This window comes from Microbacterium sp. Leaf179 (assembly GCF_001423785.1).
In the GTDB taxonomy this organism is placed as follows: Bacteria; Actinomycetota; Actinomycetes; order Actinomycetales; family Microbacteriaceae; genus Microbacterium.
In genome coordinates, this window is sequence record NZ_LMPH01000004.1 from 307,839 (window position 1) to 323,041 (window position 15,203).

Genomic DNA, 15,203 nt, shown 5'->3' on the forward strand with positions numbered 1-15,203 from the left:
TGCCGGGTGCGATCACCGGCCTCCGGTAGTGGCGCCTCCCCCGCCCGACGTCTTCACCCCACCTTGTGCAGCCAGACGATCTGCTGGTCGTCGCTGGCGTGGCGGAAAGGTTCGAGCTCTTCGTCCCAGGCGGAGCCGAGCGCGATGTCGAGTTCGCGCTGCAGCTCGAGAGCGTCGCCGCCGGCGACGTCCATCGCGTAGCGCACGCGGTCCTCGCCGATGACGACGTTGCCCGCAGCGTCCGTCTGCGCGTAGTGGATGCCGAGACCCGGCGTGTGCATCCAGCGGCCGCCGTCGCTGCGGGGCGTGGGATCTTCGCTCACCTCGAAGCGCAGGTGCTCCCACCCGCGGATGGCACTGGCGAGGGCGGCGCCGGATCCGACCGGGCCCTCCCAGTAGAACTCCGCGCGGCGGCTGCCCGTCAGCACGGGCTGTTCGGCCCAGTCGAAGTTGACGGCGCGGCCGAGAGCGCGTCCGACCGCCCACTCGAGGTGGGGGCACAACGCGCGGGGCGCGGAGTGGATCAGAATCACTCCGCGCGAAGACGTGATCGCCATGGTCTCTCCTTCGTCAGGTACGTCTTCCCCTACGACCTGTGATGGAGTGCCGGCGATTGTTCGGTTGTCCGGCCATTATCGCCCGTTCATAACGAAATCACAACACTGTGATTTCGCTGCAGATGGTGAGGTCGTTCGGCCTGCTCCGCGCGGCGTGAGGGTCGCCGCAGATCAGCCGAACCAGAGGGCCCAGTACAGGGCGAAGTTGCGGTTGCCGTAGGCCGAGCACCCGTCGCCCGTCCCCCAGCGTGCCGCGAGGGCCGCGGCGTTGGGTTGGTAGGGCGTGTAGTTGTACAGCGCCGCGGTGGCCTCGTTGGTGATCGTCACGTCGGAGCCGCCGCACGCGGCATCGGGCGAGTAGGCGATGTAGTGCGTGCCGGGTTGCCGCATGAAGTCGGAGGCGCTGTACGACTTCAGGTCGGTCGCGCCCTGGGCCACCTGGGCGGCGAAACCCTCGGCGCCCGTGTCGCACGCGGCGTCGTCGGGGCAGCGAGCCCCCATCGCCGCCCCGAGCTCGCGCGGTTCGGGGGCTCGGGCGGTGCGACCGGCGACGAGACTCTGTTCTTTCTGCAGCGTGACCAACAGCACCTTCGCCGAGATGCCGCACGCGCGCTGGACGCGGTCGATGATCTCGGCCGCCGTCAGCTCCCCGCCGTCGTAGCCCTCGCAGACCGTCTCTCCCGTGGCATCCGAGACGATCGGCCCTCGAGGGGGAAGGGTGGTACGCAGGACGGCGAGGCAGGAGTCGTTGCGACACTCGCCCACCTGTGCGTCGAGGAAATCCTGGATCTCGCCGGCTGACAGGGCGTTCGCGTCGTAGAAGTCGGCGTCGCTGATGAGGGTGCCGGGATCGAACGTCGTCAGATCGATGGCCTGGCGGCGCGTCTCGGCGTTCCAGGCCGAGACGAGCCCGGCCAGCGGCACGATCGCCAGCACGACGAGGCCCGCGAGCAGGATGCCGACCACACCGACGATGATGCGCCGGCGACGCAGAACACGTGGTGCGGGCCGACGCCGACGAGAAGGGCGAGCGCGGGGGCGTCCGGGGGTCGGGCGGCGGGTCCGCGTGCTGTTCGCCACCCCTCGATCGTGCCCCACCGCGCTGACCGCGCGCTGCACGCCGGTGGGCGTGGCGCGCCGATCAGCGCGGGTGAGGTGTCACGAACCGGGCTGGGCCGGAGGTGTGGCGCCGGTGCCGGGCTCGGTGCCCGGGGCCGGAGGGGTGGGAGCGGTGCCGTCGGTCGGGGGCGTGGGACGCTCCCCGGCGCCCGGCCCGGAGCCCGGGGTCGGCGGGGTGGGGGCGGTGCCGTCGGTGGGCGGGGTCGGGGCCGTGCCGTCGGCGGGCGGGGTCGGCGCGCCGGGACCACCGGGTCCGCACTCGCCCGGCTTGGCTCCGGGACCCGGAGCCGCGGGGGCCGTGCCGTCGGCGGGAGGCGTGGGGGCCGTACCGTCGGCCGGCGCGGTCGGGGCACCGCTCGGGGTCGTTCCCGGGGTGGGCGTGGTCGTGCTCGGCGAGACGCCGTCGGCGCTCGGCGCCGACGTGACCGACGCGACGGGCGTCATGCCGCCCGACGACGCCAGAGCGGCGGTGCCGCCGGTGAGGCCGGCGGCCACGATGACCGCGCCGGCGATGAGGGCGGGACGCTTCCACGACCGACGACGCGGCTCGTGCGCGTCGTCCATGCGGGGCAGCGGGAGGGTGGGGTTGTCGTCGTTCATGATCTCTTTCTGCGGCGGTGTCGGTCACCGTCTCGAGTACCAGCCTTCGAGCGGGGACTGAAGCGAACCTGAAGCCGCCGACCGTGCGGTCAACCCAGGCCGTTCGCATAACAGGCGCGCAGCGATGTGCCCTAGCGTGGGGCGGATGTCCTCCGCTGCCCGCGTGCTCGTGCTCGACGACGACGAGACCATCCGCGTCGCCGTCGCGACCGCCCTGCGCGCCGACGGATTCGTCGCCGAGGCCGCGCCCGACGGCACCGACCTCGCCGAGCGCCTCGAGGCGTTCCGCCCCGACCTGGTGGTGCTCGACTGGATGATGCCCGGGCCCTCCGGCATCCGGTTGCTTCCGCTCGTGCGCTCCCGCAGCGACGCGGCGGTCATCATGCTCACCGCCCGCGACGAGGTCGACGATCGCCTGCGCGGCTTCGCCGAGGGCGCCGACGATTACGTCGTGAAACCGTTCACCATGGCCGAGCTCATCGCGCGCACGAGCGCCGTGCTCCGTCGCCGCGGTCGTCTGCCGCAGACCATCGAGGTGGCCGACCTCGTGGTGGATCCGGATGCCACGACCGCGCGCCGCGCCGGATCGTCGCTCGATCTGACCGCGACGGAGTTCCGCCTGCTGCGGCTGTTCGCCGAGAGTCGTGGTCGCACGCTGTCGAAGGCGCAGATCCTGACGCAGGTGTGGGGGTACGACGACTACGACCCCAACCTGGTCGAGGTGCACCTGAGCGCGCTGCGCCGCAAGATGGAGGCGTACGGTCCCCGACTCATCCACACCGTGCGCGGGCTCGGCTACCGCCTGAGCGTGACGCCGTGAGCGATACCCGACCGCTGCGCGCGGGGTCGCTGCGACGGCGCACCATCGTCGCGGTCGTCGCCCTCGTCGCGCTGCTGCTCATCGTGCTCGCGGTCGTCGTCGACGTCGCCCTCGGCGCCCGCCTGCGCGGCCAGATCGAGGAGCGCCTGCGCGACCGCGCCGCCGCGGCCGCATCGCTCGTCGGCACGGTCGACGACGAGGACCTGGCCGAGCGGCTGTCGGATCAGGGACTGTCGGTGCGCATCGACAGCGCGGGCGGCGACTCGGTGGTCGCGGGGCCGAGCCCCGAGCAGTTGCGCGACGGACCGCCCGGTCCCGGCGGCCCCGGTCCGGCCGAGCGGTCGGTGCCCCTCCCCTCGGCGTCGACCGACGTGAGCGTCGTCGCCTCGGCCGTCACGGGCGACGCCGACCTCGTGACGCTGACTTCCACCCTGAGCGACGGTTCGACACTGAGCCTGACCGCATCCGCCGCCGGGATCGGCGACACGCTCGTCCAGGTGCGGTGGATCATGGCGATCGCCTCGGTCGGCGTGCTCGTGGTGGCCGCCGGAGCGGTGACCCTCGTCGTGCGTCGCACGCTGCAGCCCCTGGACCGGGTCTCGGAGGTGGCCCGCTCGATCGGGGCCGGTGAACGCGGGCGACGCCTGCACCCCACGCGATCCGACACCGAGATCGGTCGGGTCGCGACGGCACTCGACGACATGCTCGACGACGTCACGGGAGCCGAGCAATCCGCGCGCGAGGCCGAGGCCCGCCTGCGCGTGTTCCTCTCGGATGCCGCACACGAGCTGCGGACGCCGGTCGCCGGCATCCGCGCCGCCGCCGACACGCTGGTGCGGGCCGATCTCGACGGACCCGAGCGCGAGATGCTCGCCGCGCACGTCGCCCGCGAGGCCCAGCGCGCCTCCCGTCTGGTCGACGACCTGCTCACGATGGCCCGGGTGGATCAGGGGCTCGAGCTGACGCGGAGCTCTGTCGATCTGCGGACGATCGTGGCGGCCGAGATCGAACGCGCCCAGCTCGTGCACCCGTCGCTGCAGGTGTCGTCGGTGGTTCCGGATGCCGCCGTGCCGGTGCGCATCGACGCGGGGCGCATCGCGCAGGTGCTGTCGAACCTAGTCGAGAACGCCGCGCGCGCGACGAACGGGCGCGGCACGGTCGTCGTCGAGGCCGCGGTGACGGGCGGCGCCGCCACCGTCGCGGTCATCGACGACGGTCCGGGCGTGCCGGCCGAGGAGCGGGAGCGCATCTTCGACCGTCTCGTGCGCCTGGACGCCGCGCGCTCGCCCTCGGGCGGCGTGGGCCTCGGCCTGCCCATCGCGCGCGGGATCGCCCGAGCGCACGGCGGTGAGGTACGAAACGTTCCCCGTGATGCCGGGGCGCGTTTCGAGCTGACGCTGCCGGTCTCGGACTGACCGGGCGCCGTCGCGACCGACCGCACCGGCGGACGCGATGACCACCGGTGCGAAACCGGGTCAGCGTCCGGCGCGCACCCCCGCGGGTTGACGGGTCGCGATCGGCAGCGGGGCGATGCCCGCCGCGGTGAGCGTGAGCCCATCGGCGCCGCTGGCGTCGTGCATCATCTGGTCGACGAGTTCGCGGTCGATGGCGGGTTCGCGTCCCCCGTAGAACTGCATGACGAGCGCGTTGGAGGCGTGGATCCAGAGGCTGGCCTGCCGAACGCCCTCGTTCACCGGCAGCTGGAGCATGAAGCCCTCGTTGCGGCGGAGCTTGTTCATCACGACGATGCGGAGATGGGCGAGGATGCGGTCGTCGATATCGAACGACGCGCGGTCACGGTAGATGAGGCGTCCCACGGCGGGTCCATTTCTGGCGCGACGAAGCGCACCTGTTGAGCAAGGGCGGGACCACGCCGGGAAGCGAGGCAATGCGGGACCTCTATTCTGCCACCCGGATCGAGGGTGGGGCGCGTTCGGGCGAGGCCGTCTTCGGGCCGGGCGTGTCGTTTCGGGGCCGGCGCTTGACACGTGCGCGACCTTCGTTGCATGGTTACTTAGTCAAGTAATTAACCAACAGACGGAGGTCGCATGATCGACGACGGCCGAGCGCTGTTCCTCCAGATCGCCGAGAGCGTCGAGGACGCGATCGTCGACGGTTCGCTGGCCGAGGAGAGCCGTGCGCCCTCCACCAACGAACTGGCGGCATTCCACCGCATCAACCCCGCCACCGCAGCGAAAGGAATCACCATGCTCGTCGACAAAGGCGTGCTGCAGAAGCGACGCGGCATCGGCATGTTCGTCGCGGTCGGAGCACGGGAACAGCTCCTGGGCGAGCGTCGCTCGGCATTCGCCGACCGCTTCGTCGAGCCCCTCCTCACCGAGGCCCGCACGCTGGGCCTCGGCCCCGACGATCTCGCCGACCTCATCCGCGAGCGCGCGGCGCTCGGCTCCTCCCCCGCCCACACCAACGAAGGGATCGCCCGATGACCGCTGTGATCGAGGTCGCCGGCCTCCACAAGCGCTACCGTGACGCCGCCGCCCTGAACGACGTGTCGTTCCGCATCGAGAAAGACGCCATCTACGGCTTGCTGGGGCGTAACGGCGCCGGCAAGACCACCCTGATGTCGATCCTGACCGCGCAGAACTTCGCCACCGAGGGGCGCGTGCGCGTGTTCGGCGAGGACCCGTACGAGAACCCGCGGGTGCTGTCGCGGATGTGCTTCGTGCGCGAGAGCCAGAAGTATCCCGATGACGCCAAGCCCGCCCACGCTTTTGCGGCCGCGAAGATCTTCTTCCCGAACTGGGACGACGACCTCGCCGCCGATCTCATCCGGCAGCTCCAGATCCCCGTGACCCGAACGATCAAGAAGCTCTCGCGTGGTCAGCTCTCGGCCGTGGGAGTGGTCATCGGGTTGGCATCGCGCGCCGAGATCACCTTCTTCGACGAGCCGTACCTCGGACTCGACGCGGTGGCCCGTCAGATCTTCTACGACCGTCTGCTCGAGGACTATTCCTCCCATCCGCGCACGATCATCCTCTCGAGCCACCTCATCGACGAGGTCGCCAACCTGCTCGAACGCGTCATCGTGCTCGACGGCGGCCGCGTGGTGATGGACGAAGACACCGACGCCGTGCGGGAGCGGGCAGCGACCGTCGTCGGAGACGCCGCCGCCGTCGACGCCTTCTGCGCGGGCCGTGAGGTGCTGCACCGGGAAACGCTCGGAGGCGTCGCCTCGGTCACGATCCTGGGCGCCCTGACCCCGGTCGATCGGCGCGCCCTCGCCGAGGCGCGGCTCGAGGTCTCGCCCGTCTCGCTGCAGGAGTTCATCGTCCGAGCCACCCCGCACGCGGCGAGCGCGTCGGCCGCCACTCTTCCGGAAGGAGCGCTGCGATGAACCGCGCGCTGAACGTCGTCCGTCTGCAGCTCATCAACCGCCAGACCTTCGTCTGGATCCCCCTGATCATCCTGTTCGGCTCTCTCGCCATCAGCTTGCTGCTCTACGGCATCATCCAGTCGGCGGGGGCGCGCGGCGTGATGATCAGCGGCGGGGTGCAGGCGCCCCTGTGGTACTTCGGCGTCATCGGCGCCCAGTCCCTGACGCGGACGTTCCCGTTCTCGCAGGCGATGAGCGTCACCCGTCGCGACTTCTTCGCCGGCACCCTCCTGACCGCTGCGCTGACGGCGGCACTGCTGTCGGTGGTCTTCGTCCTCGGCGGCATGATCGAGCGGGCGACCAACGGCTACGGGATGAACGGGTGGTTCTTCTACATCCCCTGGGTCTGGGAGGCCGGTCCGCTCGCCGCGGGGGTCGCCTACTTCGCCCTGGCGATGTTCTTCTTCGTCATCGGCTTCTGGGCCGCCACCGTGTTCAAGCGCTTCGGCGGCCTGGTGACCACGGTCACCCTGGTCGGCGTCGGCCTGCTCCTCGTGCTCGTGGTGTGGCTGATCACGGTGACGCGGTCGTGGCAGGGGGTCGCCGACATCGTTCTCACGCTCGGCGCCCTCGGCCTCGCGGTCTGCGGGATCGTGCTCACCGCGGTGCTCGCAACATCGTCGTTCGCGACGTTGCGCCGCGCCGTCCCCTGACCCGGATGCGAAGGGGCCGGACCGTCTCGGCGGTCCGGCCCCTTCGCGTTCCGGCGCGGGCAGCGAGCCCCGGCGGCGAGGCGAATGCCCAGCTACGCGGGAGCGGTCTCGGTAGCATCGAAGGGATCTGCGATCACCCGACCCACGAGAGAGACAACCCCGTGAGCCCTCACCGCACCTCCACCGACCAGGAGGGCCGATCTTCGAGCCCCCTCTTTCCGAGAGGGGGTGAGATCTGATGCTGGCTGCGGCCCTGACACTCCTGGTGGGCGTCATCGTGACGCTGGCGATCATCGTGGCCTGCGGCTTCTTCGTCGCGCAGGAGTTCGCGTACATGTCGGTCGACCGCTCGCGCATGGCGGCGTTGGCCGAGAAGGGCGACGCCCAGGCGAAGCGCGTCCTCGCCATCACCAAGCGCACGTCGTTCATGTTGTCGGGCGCGCAGCTCGGCATCACCGTCACCGGTCTGCTGATCGGCTACGTCGCCGAACCGCTCATCGGTGAATCACTCGGGACGCTGCTCGGCGGGATCGGGATCGATCCGGCCGTCTCGGTGCTGATCGGCACCGTCGGCGCCCTGTTGCTTGCCACGATCGTGACCATGATCTTCGGTGAGCTGTACCCGAAGAACCTCGCCATCGCCGACCCTGAACCGCTGGCGCGCGCCCTCGCCGTGCCGACGCGCATCTACCTCTTGCTGTTCGGCTGGTTGATCTCGGTCTTCGACGTCGCCGCCAACGCCCTGCTGCGGGTGCTGCGGATCGAGCCGCTCGAAGACGTCGACGACAGCGCGACCGCGCGCGACCTCGAGGCCATCATCGAGGAGTCCCGCGCGAGCGGTGACCTGCCCGACGATCTGTCGATGATCATCGACCGCATCCTCGACTTTCCGCACCGCGACGTCGAGCACGCGATGATCCCGCGTTCCCAGATCGATTCGGTCACCCCCGAGACCACCGTGGGCGAGGTGCGCGCCCTGATGGCCACCGGGCACACCCGCTACCCCGTCATCGGTGACGAGGACTCCCCCGTCGGCGTCGTCGAACTCATCGACGTGCTGCGCGAGAACCCGTCGGACGAGACCCCCGTGGCCGCCGTCATGCGCGCCGCGGTCGTGCTGCCCACCTCGATGCTGCTCCCCGTCGCGTTGGATCGCATGCGCCAGACGCGCAATGAACTGGCGTGCGTCGTCGACGAGTACGGCAACTTCGACGGCATCCTGACCATCGAGGACCTGACCGAAGAGGTCATCGGCGAACTCTCCGACGAACACGACGTCGAGGTCGCCGAGGCCGCCTCGGTCGGCGACGACGCGTGGAGCGTCCCCGGCGATCTGCATCTCGACGAGCTCGAGCGACTCATCGGCCACGACCTCACCCAGGGCGACGTCGAGACGGTCGCCGGTCTCGTCATCGAGACGCACGGCGACCTTCCGACCGTCGGCGTCATCGTGCGCGTGGATCTGCCCGAGCGTGCGTCCGAGACGGTGCAGGGTCTCGACATCGAGCGCTGGCTCGCGATCGAGGTCGTGGAGGTCGACCGGCACGTGCCCTCGCAGCTGAAGGTCGACCTGCACGAGGTGGACCGGGATGCCGAGCCCGCCGACGACGTCGTCGCGATCGACGGGGAGGTGGCCCGATGAACGGCTGGACCGTCGCTCTCATCACCACCGCGCTCATCGTCGCGAGTGCGTTCTTCGTGATCGTCGAGTTCGCGCTGCTCGCCGCTCGACGTCACCGGCTCGAAGAAGAGGCAGCGACCAGCGCCTCGGCGCGCGCCGCCCTGCGCGGCGTCAACGAGCTGACCGTCATGCTCGCCTTCGCGCAGTTGGGCATCACCGCCTGCACGTTCCTGCTCGGCGCGATCACCAAGCCGGCCATCGACTACGCCCTGGCACCCGTGCTCGAGCAATGGGGACTTCCTCCCGTCCTGTCCGGGGTCATCGCGTTCATGCTGGCGCTCATCGTGGTGACGTTCCTGCACCTGGTGATCGGCGAGATGGCGCCGAAGTCGTGGGCGATCGCCCACCCGGAGACGGCGGCGAAGGCCACCGGCATCCTGGCCCGCGCCCTCACCTGGCCGCTGCGCCCGTTCCTGCTGTGGATCAACCACATCGCCAACCGCCTGGTGAAGGCCTCGGGCGTGGAGCCCGTCGACAAGGCCGCCGCCGGTGGGCAGGATGCCGACACGATCCGCGAACTCGTGGCGCACTCGCGTCGGGCGGGCACGCTCGAGAAGCAGTACTCCGAGCCGATCGCGCAGGCGATCGCGCTGGGGACGCTGACGGTCGGCGACATCGTGCGCACCGATCGCACGCCGACGTCGGTCGCCGCGGATGCGACGGTCGCCGACATCCAGGCGGTCGCCGCCTCGTCGACGCACCTGCGCATCCTCGTCGGGGCGGGTGCGACGTCACGCGTCGCCCACGTGCGCGACACGCTCACCGTCGACCCGACGACCCCGGCGCTCGAGATCGCGCGCGAGCCCCTGGTGCTGGAGCCGTCGGCGTCGGCGTACGACGCTCTGGCGCGCATGCGGCGCGGTCGCGTGCAGTTGGCGACGGTCGTCGACGGCGAGCGGTTGATCGGGGTGGTCACCCTCGACGACCTTTTGCGCGAGATCCTGCCCGGCGCGGGGGAACTCGTTCCGCTCGCACGGTAGGTGGTGCGGGTCCCGCTTCGCGTTGGGCGGAGCGGGACCCGCGGCGGCCCTCGTCGTCAGGGGCTGGCTCACGTGCGATCATTTCTCATGTCGAACCCGCCCGAAAGTCTTCCTGCCGCGCCGGACCGTCAGCCAGACCTCGACGACGACTTCAGCGCCGGACTGAGTTCGCAACGATGGATCGCGAGCTACCTTCCGCAGTGGACGACCGCTGAGAGGGCACGAGCGCACTACGAGGTCGTTGCCGACGGAGTCGCGTTGCGGATCGACGCCGACCAGCCCGACTGGCGCGTCGAGGATGCGCCTCTGCGCGTCTCGAACCTGCAGACCGGTGTCTATGCGGGGCCGGTCGGTTCCGCACTCGGGACCCATCGCCACCGGCCCGACCTGCGCGTGCGCACCGAGACACCGCCACGGCTGCTGTTCGCACCCTTTCGCGGGCGAGTCGAGATCACCGTCTCGGCGACCCGAGACGCCGACTGCATGGTCGCGGCGTGGCTCGTCGGAACCGAGCACAGATCCCCGACGGAGTCCGGCGAGATCTGCATCTTCGAGATCGACTCCGACGCCATCGGAGAAACCACCGTGGCGCGCACCGGCGTCAAGGCGCACCACGACCCTCACCTCACGACCGACGTCGCCGAGGTCGCGATCCCCGTGAACGCATCGACACCTCACACGTGGACGGTGATCTGGGGCGAGGGCGAAACCGTGATCGGGTGCGAGGGCCTCGTCCTGCGGAGGATCGCACAGGCCCCCGACTATCCGCTGTTCCTCATGATCGACCTCTTCGAGATCGGACCCCGCGGCGGCAGCTATCCCAAGTCAGCGACGATCCACCGGGTTCGCGCCTGGGACGGCGACGATCGAGGACGACCGTCCTCTCCTGGAGGTCGTTCGGCAGCCCACGTGACGGTGTGAGGGCAGAGGAAACGCCCTCCGACACGCGCGGCCTGACGGAGGGCGAACGTAGGGCGGGTGGGACTTGAACCCACGATCGTCGGGTTATGAGCCCGCTGCCTTGACCAGCTTGGCCACCGCCCCCAGCGACGACGAGCCTACCGGCATCCGTCGTCCGGCGAGAAAGCGGGGCCCGGTATGACGTGCCCGCTCGATCTGCTCAGCGCGGTGCCCTCAGGCGAGGAACCCAGCACCGCACCGCGTGCCGGTAGCGGGCGTACTCGTCGCCGAAGGTCGCGGCGAGGGAGGCTTCTTCGTGCGGGCGGATCGCGTAGTTCCACACGAGAGAGCCGGCGAGGGCGTAGGCGACGACCATCCACGAGGACAGCATCAGCCCGACGCCGACCCCCTGGGCGATACCGGCGACGGCCATCGGATTGCGGATGATCCGGTACGGCCCGACGATCACCAGACGGTTCGGCATCGCTGACGGCAGGGGCGTGCCGTCGCCCCGCGTCGTCAACGACGCGGCAGACCAGAGTCCGAGCGCACTGGCGGCCACCACGACGACCACACCGGCCGCGACCGTGCCCTCCGGCGTCGGAACCCCCAAGCGCCATCGCTGTTCGAGCGCCGAGATAACGAGGGGCAGTACCACGAGGCAGACGCCCCAGAACACGACGATCTGAGCCGCCGTCGCTGCAATGTGCGCCCAGGGTGTACGACGTGTGCGTGCCGGACGAAAGGCGAACGGTCCGATCAGAATCCACGTCGTGGGGATCCGCCCGAGAACGAGCAGGAACCACGCGCCCACCGACCCGGTGGATGCCGCGATCATGAGGACGACTCCCCCGCCCGCGTGAGTGGTGACGGTGGCGTAGGCGAACAGCAGGACGGTCACGACGAGCGTCCACGTCGTCGCAATGCTGGCCGCCCACCGGGATCCTCGACCGGGTATCACCGCGGCGGCGGCGGAGGCGACCACGAAGAGCGGAACGTCGAGGGCCGCCACTGGAACGGGGTCGAGGCCGCCCAGCGTCGCCTCCCGGACGAAAGGCATGGTGAACACGCCCACCCACCAGACTGCACCGCCGGCGGCTTGCAACGCGAAGTACGCGCGAGCCAAGATCGAGACCCGACGGCGGACGTCGTCCGCGCAGACCGCCGACGCAGCCCGGCGAAGGCTCACCATCCCGCTCAGCGCACGCGCGGCTTGGCGGGCTTGCCGTCGCCGGCGATCTGCGGGTGGTGCTTGGTGAGCTGGATGACGCCCCACGTGGCGATCGCGCCGGCGATGACGAAGCCGATCAACGCCCACGCGGGGGCGGTCGACGCCTCGCCCAGCACCAGCAGGCCGATCAGCACGGCCACGATCGGGTCGATCACGGTGAGTCCGGCGATGACCAGGTCGGGCGGGCCGACCGAGTAGGCGGTCTGCACGAAGTAGGCGCCGACGGCGACGGCGGCGACCAGGGCGACGACGCAGAGAAGGGTGAGCCACTCGAAGTTGCCGGCCTGGATGCGGCTGATGATGACCTTGGCGAGGGTGGCCACGAAGCCGTAGATGACGCCGGCGGCCATGATGTAGAACAGGGCCTGCGCGCGGCGGCGCACCAGCATCCAGAAGGCACCGAAGACCACGACGACCACGGCCAGGATGCCGAGGATGATCAGCAGCTCGCGCTCGGTGACCACGTGCTCGGTGGCGAAGAACGCGGCGATGGTCACGAAGATGAAGATGCCGCCGACGCACAGGGCGATCGCGATGAGCGACTGCCGGGTGGGCTTGTGGTGAGAGACCCGGGCGTTCAGCACCGTCGTGATGACGAGCGCGATCGCACCCAGCGGCTGCACCAGGATGAGCGGCGCGACCGAGAGCGCCCCGAGCTGGCAGACGATGGCGAGCGCGAGCATCACGGTGCCCGCGACCCACGACGGACGCGTCAGCAGCGAGGTGAGCTGCTTGCGCGAGAGGCCGCCGGTGGTCTTGCCCGAAAGGCGCTCCACCTTCTGCACGCCCCGGTGCTGGTACTGCGCTCCGAACGACATGAACACCGCGCCGAGAAGGGCGAGCGGGATGCCGAGAAGGATGCGCGGATCGCGGAAGATGCCGACGAGATCGTCGATACCGTCGGTCAGGGAGACATCGAGCGGGATCACCCCTCGACGATAACGGTCCGCCCGCTGGTTAGGCTGGAGACGTGGCCGTACTCCCGATTCGCATCATGGGCGATCCCGTGCTGCACGCCCCCGCTGCCCGCGTCGACGAGATCACCGACGAGGTGCGCACCCTCGTGGCCGACATGTTCGAGACCATGGACGCCGCCCCCGGTGTCGGTCTCGCGGCGCCGCAGGTGGGTGTGGGCCTGCGCATCTTCACCTACACGTACGAGGACGACGAGGGACTCCCCTGGCGCGGCGTGGTCATCAACCCCGAGCTCTGGATCCGCCCGACTGAGCCGGGGTACCCCGATCCCGACGACGAGTCGGAGGGGTGCCTGTCGTTCCCCGGTGAGCGCTTCCCGCTGCGACGGTCCGAGGCCGCGCTGATGACGGGGACCGATCTCGACGGGCATTCGGTGCGCGTCGAGGTCACCGGGTGGCGCGCGCGCATCCTGCAGCACGAGTTCGATCACCTCGACGGCATCCTGTACGTCGACCGACTCGACGACGAAGACAGCCGGGTCGTCGCGAAGATCGCGAAGAAGCGCAAGTGGGGCAAGCCCGGCGTGTCGTGGATGCCGGGCGTCGACGACATCGACGCCTGAGCGATCCGGCCGGTCTCAGCCCTCGATGATGTTGGGGGCGAAGCGGCAGTAGTAGTCGGTGATGGGTCCGTCGGATTCGCGGATGCCGACCCCGTACGCCTCGTCGTCGACCACCCACGACCCGAGCACGGGGTGGTTGCTGCCGTGCGACCCGCGGAAGTCGGGCAGCTCGTGGTACTGCTGCCACACGCGCTCGCGCCCCGTGCCTTCGCGTCGGTATTCCTGACCGTTCGAGGCGACGCTGCCGTCGGCGCGGTGCACCCGGATGCCGTCGCCCTCGCGGCCGAAGACGGGTTTGACCACGAAGTCGGTCATGCCGTTCGGGCCGTCCGCGTAGGCGGGCAGCAGGTTCGGGTGCCCGGGGTACATCCGCCACAGCGCGACCAGCAGCAGCTTGTTCGAGAGGAACATCTTCCACGCCGGTTCGTACCAGCGGCCGAAGAGTCCGCGTCCGGCGATGAGCAGGGCGCCGAACTCCTGGTCGCCGATGACCCGATCCTCACCCGAGACCAGGTCTTCCCACGGGTACAGCTTGAAGAGGTTGCGGATGACGGGGTACTGGGTTCCTGGGGTGTCGCCGGGCAGCGCGGCGATGCTGCGGGATGAGCCCCACGCCTCGGGAACGCCGACGAACTGGCGCGCGCCGTGGTGCCAGCCGATGTCCTTCATCTCGATGCCGGTGTGCTCCCACCCCGCCTCGGCGGCGAGATCGCGCATGTAGGCGACGGTGTCCCAGTCCTCGCCGTAGATGTCGGCATCCGAGTGCGCGACGAACAGGCGACCGCCCTCGCCCTCGTTCAGCGAGCGGTGCAGCAGGGTGCGCCACCGCGCGACGAGCGCTTCGTGCAGGCCGTTCCACTGGTCGGTGTCGGCGGGGAGCGCACCGGTCCTGATGCGGTCCTGCAGCCAAAACCACTGCGTGAGCGAGGCCTCGATGAGTCCGGTCGGGGTGTCGGCGTTGTACTCGAGCATCTTGGCCGGGGTGCCGTCGCCGGCGTACGCCAGGTCGAAGCGGGCGTACACGTCGGGTTCGTCCTGCTCGAGCGACCACTGCGCGAGCTCGAACGCTTTCGGGGTGAGCCCGAGCGAGCCGAGTTCTCCGGATGCCAGGTAGCGGGCCGCCTCGCGGCACATGCGGTGCAGCTCCTCGGTCTGCCGCTCCAGTTCCTCGACCTCGGCAAGGGTGAAGACGTACGCCGCGCCGTCGTTCCAGTACTCGACCGCCGTGCCGTCGTCGCGCAGGGAGCGGGAGTAGATGAGGCCGGACTGCTTGATCGTGCGTTCCCAGTCGGGGCGCGGCTCGAGCTCGATGCGGCGCATCAGCCGCCGTGGCTTCCGTCGGATCCCGAGCCGCCGAACCCACCGCGCGAGACGCTCGCGCCGTCGCCCGAGATGCCCTTGGCCGCGGTCTTTCCGCCCGGCAGGGTGTCGACGCCGCCCGAGACGGGTTGGCCGACGGCCGGGACCGCGCGACTCCCCGACCCGAGGGGCAGGAAGTACCAGTGCGCCCCGCCGCCGTGGTTGTTGCAGTCGTCGTCGGGCAGGCGCTTCTCGGTCGCGTTGTCCTGACAGATCTGGGCGTAGTCCTCGGAGACGTTCGTCCCCTGCCCGCAGCCCGTGAGGGTGGCGGCCAGGGCGGCGACGACGCCGACGGACACGCTACGTGAGGCGCGGCGGCGCGCGACGGGGGGCATCGGTTCTCCTGCGAGATCAGGCGGGGATCGGGGGGGG

Annotated in this window: 17 protein-coding genes and 1 tRNA gene; 9 read left to right on the top strand and 9 right to left on the bottom strand. The window is 70.3% G+C overall.

The features are described from left to right. Nucleotides 1-53: 53 nt before the first annotated feature. The 3 genes from ASF96_RS14820 to ASF96_RS14830 all read right to left on the bottom strand — a co-directional run bounded on the left by ASF96_RS14820 (nt 54) and on the right by ASF96_RS14830 (nt 2,276). Nucleotides 54-557 (bottom strand): DUF3145 domain-containing protein, encoded by a 504-nt coding sequence (locus ASF96_RS14820; RefSeq protein ID WP_055940363.1) that lies wholly within the window; start codon nt 555-557, stop codon nt 54-56. A 171-nt stretch (nt 558-728) separates the two neighbouring features. Beyond that, a complete protein-coding gene (locus ASF96_RS14825; protein WP_055940365.1) occupies nt 729-1,523 on the bottom strand; it encodes a hypothetical protein in 795 nt (264 codons plus the stop codon). A 192-nt stretch (nt 1,524-1,715) separates the two neighbouring features. Then, entirely contained in the window at nt 1,716-2,276 is a 561-nt protein-coding gene (locus tag ASF96_RS14830) for a hypothetical protein (protein WP_055940367.1), read from the bottom strand. 145 nt (nt 2,277-2,421) lie between these two features. Between ASF96_RS14830 and ASF96_RS14835 the strand changes: the two genes are divergently transcribed. Both ASF96_RS14835 and ASF96_RS14840 read left to right on the top strand, forming a co-directional pair. Next, nucleotides 2,422-3,096 (top strand): response regulator transcription factor, encoded by a 675-nt coding sequence (locus ASF96_RS14835; protein WP_055940370.1) that lies wholly within the window; start codon nt 2,422-2,424, stop codon nt 3,094-3,096. Then, the gene (locus tag ASF96_RS14840) at nt 3,093-4,511 is read left to right on the top strand and encodes a sensor histidine kinase (RefSeq protein ID WP_055940371.1); all 1,419 of its coding nucleotides are present in this window, start codon (nt 3,093-3,095) and stop codon (nt 4,509-4,511) included. Before ASF96_RS14835 ends, ASF96_RS14840 begins: the two co-directional genes overlap by 4 nt. A gap of 60 nt (nt 4,512-4,571) precedes the next feature. Here ASF96_RS14840 and ASF96_RS14845 read toward each other — a convergent pair whose 3' ends face one another. Continuing rightward, nucleotides 4,572-4,913 carry a DUF7882 family protein gene (locus ASF96_RS14845; RefSeq protein ID WP_070407949.1) on the bottom strand — a complete coding sequence of 114 codons (342 nt, stop codon included), beginning with the start codon at nt 4,911-4,913 and terminating at the stop codon, nt 4,572-4,574. 231 nt (nt 4,914-5,144) lie between these two features. Here ASF96_RS14845 and ASF96_RS14850 point away from each other — a divergent pair, with 231 nt between their 5' ends. From ASF96_RS14850 to ASF96_RS14875, 6 genes are all read left to right on the top strand, one after another. Then, nucleotides 5,145-5,543, top strand: a complete 399-nt coding sequence (locus tag ASF96_RS14850; protein ID WP_055837101.1) for a GntR family transcriptional regulator — start codon at nt 5,145-5,147, stop codon at nt 5,541-5,543. Next, nucleotides 5,540-6,451, top strand: a complete 912-nt coding sequence (locus tag ASF96_RS14855; RefSeq protein WP_055940373.1) for an ATP-binding cassette domain-containing protein — start codon at nt 5,540-5,542, stop codon at nt 6,449-6,451. The genes ASF96_RS14850 and ASF96_RS14855 overlap by 4 nt, the downstream gene beginning before the upstream one ends. Further along, complete coding sequence (locus ASF96_RS14860) at nt 6,448-7,143, top strand: hypothetical protein (RefSeq protein WP_055837095.1); 696 nt, start codon at nt 6,448-6,450, stop codon at nt 7,141-7,143. The genes ASF96_RS14855 and ASF96_RS14860 overlap by 4 nt, the downstream gene beginning before the upstream one ends. Nucleotides 7,144-7,381: 238 nt before the next feature. Then, nucleotides 7,382-8,785, top strand: coding sequence for a hemolysin family protein (locus ASF96_RS14865; protein WP_055837093.1), 1,404 nt, complete (start codon nt 7,382-7,384; stop codon nt 8,783-8,785). After that, on the top strand, nt 8,782-9,804 hold the full coding sequence (locus tag ASF96_RS14870) for a CNNM domain-containing protein (protein ID WP_055940375.1): 1,023 nt from the start codon (nt 8,782-8,784) through the stop codon (nt 9,802-9,804). The genes ASF96_RS14865 and ASF96_RS14870 overlap by 4 nt, the downstream gene beginning before the upstream one ends. 87 nt (nt 9,805-9,891) lie before the next feature. Beyond that, entirely contained in the window at nt 9,892-10,725 is an 834-nt protein-coding gene (locus tag ASF96_RS14875; RefSeq protein ID WP_055940377.1) for a hypothetical protein, read from the top strand. Between the two features lie 49 nt (nt 10,726-10,774). Here the strand turns inward: ASF96_RS14875 and ASF96_RS14880 are convergent. From ASF96_RS14880 to ASF96_RS14890, 3 genes are all read right to left on the bottom strand, one after another. Next, nucleotides 10,775-10,848 (bottom strand) — tRNA-Ile (locus ASF96_RS14880). A 76-nt stretch (nt 10,849-10,924) separates the two neighbouring features. Further along, nucleotides 10,925-11,764 (bottom strand): methyltransferase family protein, encoded by an 840-nt coding sequence (locus ASF96_RS14885; RefSeq protein ID WP_235560624.1) that lies wholly within the window; start codon nt 11,762-11,764, stop codon nt 10,925-10,927. A gap of 137 nt (nt 11,765-11,901) precedes the next feature. Then, nucleotides 11,902-12,864: a DMT family transporter gene (locus ASF96_RS14890; RefSeq protein ID WP_181015958.1), complete on the bottom strand. Its 963-nt coding sequence runs from the start codon at nt 12,862-12,864 to the stop codon at nt 11,902-11,904. A gap of 41 nt (nt 12,865-12,905) precedes the next feature. Here ASF96_RS14890 and def point away from each other — a divergent pair, with 41 nt between their 5' ends. Further along, the gene (def, locus tag ASF96_RS14895; protein WP_082509726.1) at nt 12,906-13,472 is read left to right on the top strand and encodes a peptide deformylase; all 567 of its coding nucleotides are present in this window, start codon (nt 12,906-12,908) and stop codon (nt 13,470-13,472) included. Between the two features lie 15 nt (nt 13,473-13,487). Here def and ASF96_RS14900 read toward each other — a convergent pair whose 3' ends face one another. After that, entirely contained in the window at nt 13,488-14,792 is a 1,305-nt protein-coding gene (locus ASF96_RS14900; protein WP_055940380.1) for a glutathionylspermidine synthase family protein, read from the bottom strand. Continuing rightward, the gene (locus tag ASF96_RS14905; RefSeq protein ID WP_055837084.1) at nt 14,792-15,166 is read right to left on the bottom strand and encodes a hypothetical protein; all 375 of its coding nucleotides are present in this window, start codon (nt 15,164-15,166) and stop codon (nt 14,792-14,794) included. The genes ASF96_RS14900 and ASF96_RS14905 overlap by 1 nt, the downstream gene beginning before the upstream one ends. Nucleotides 15,167-15,203 lie beyond the last annotated feature (37 nt).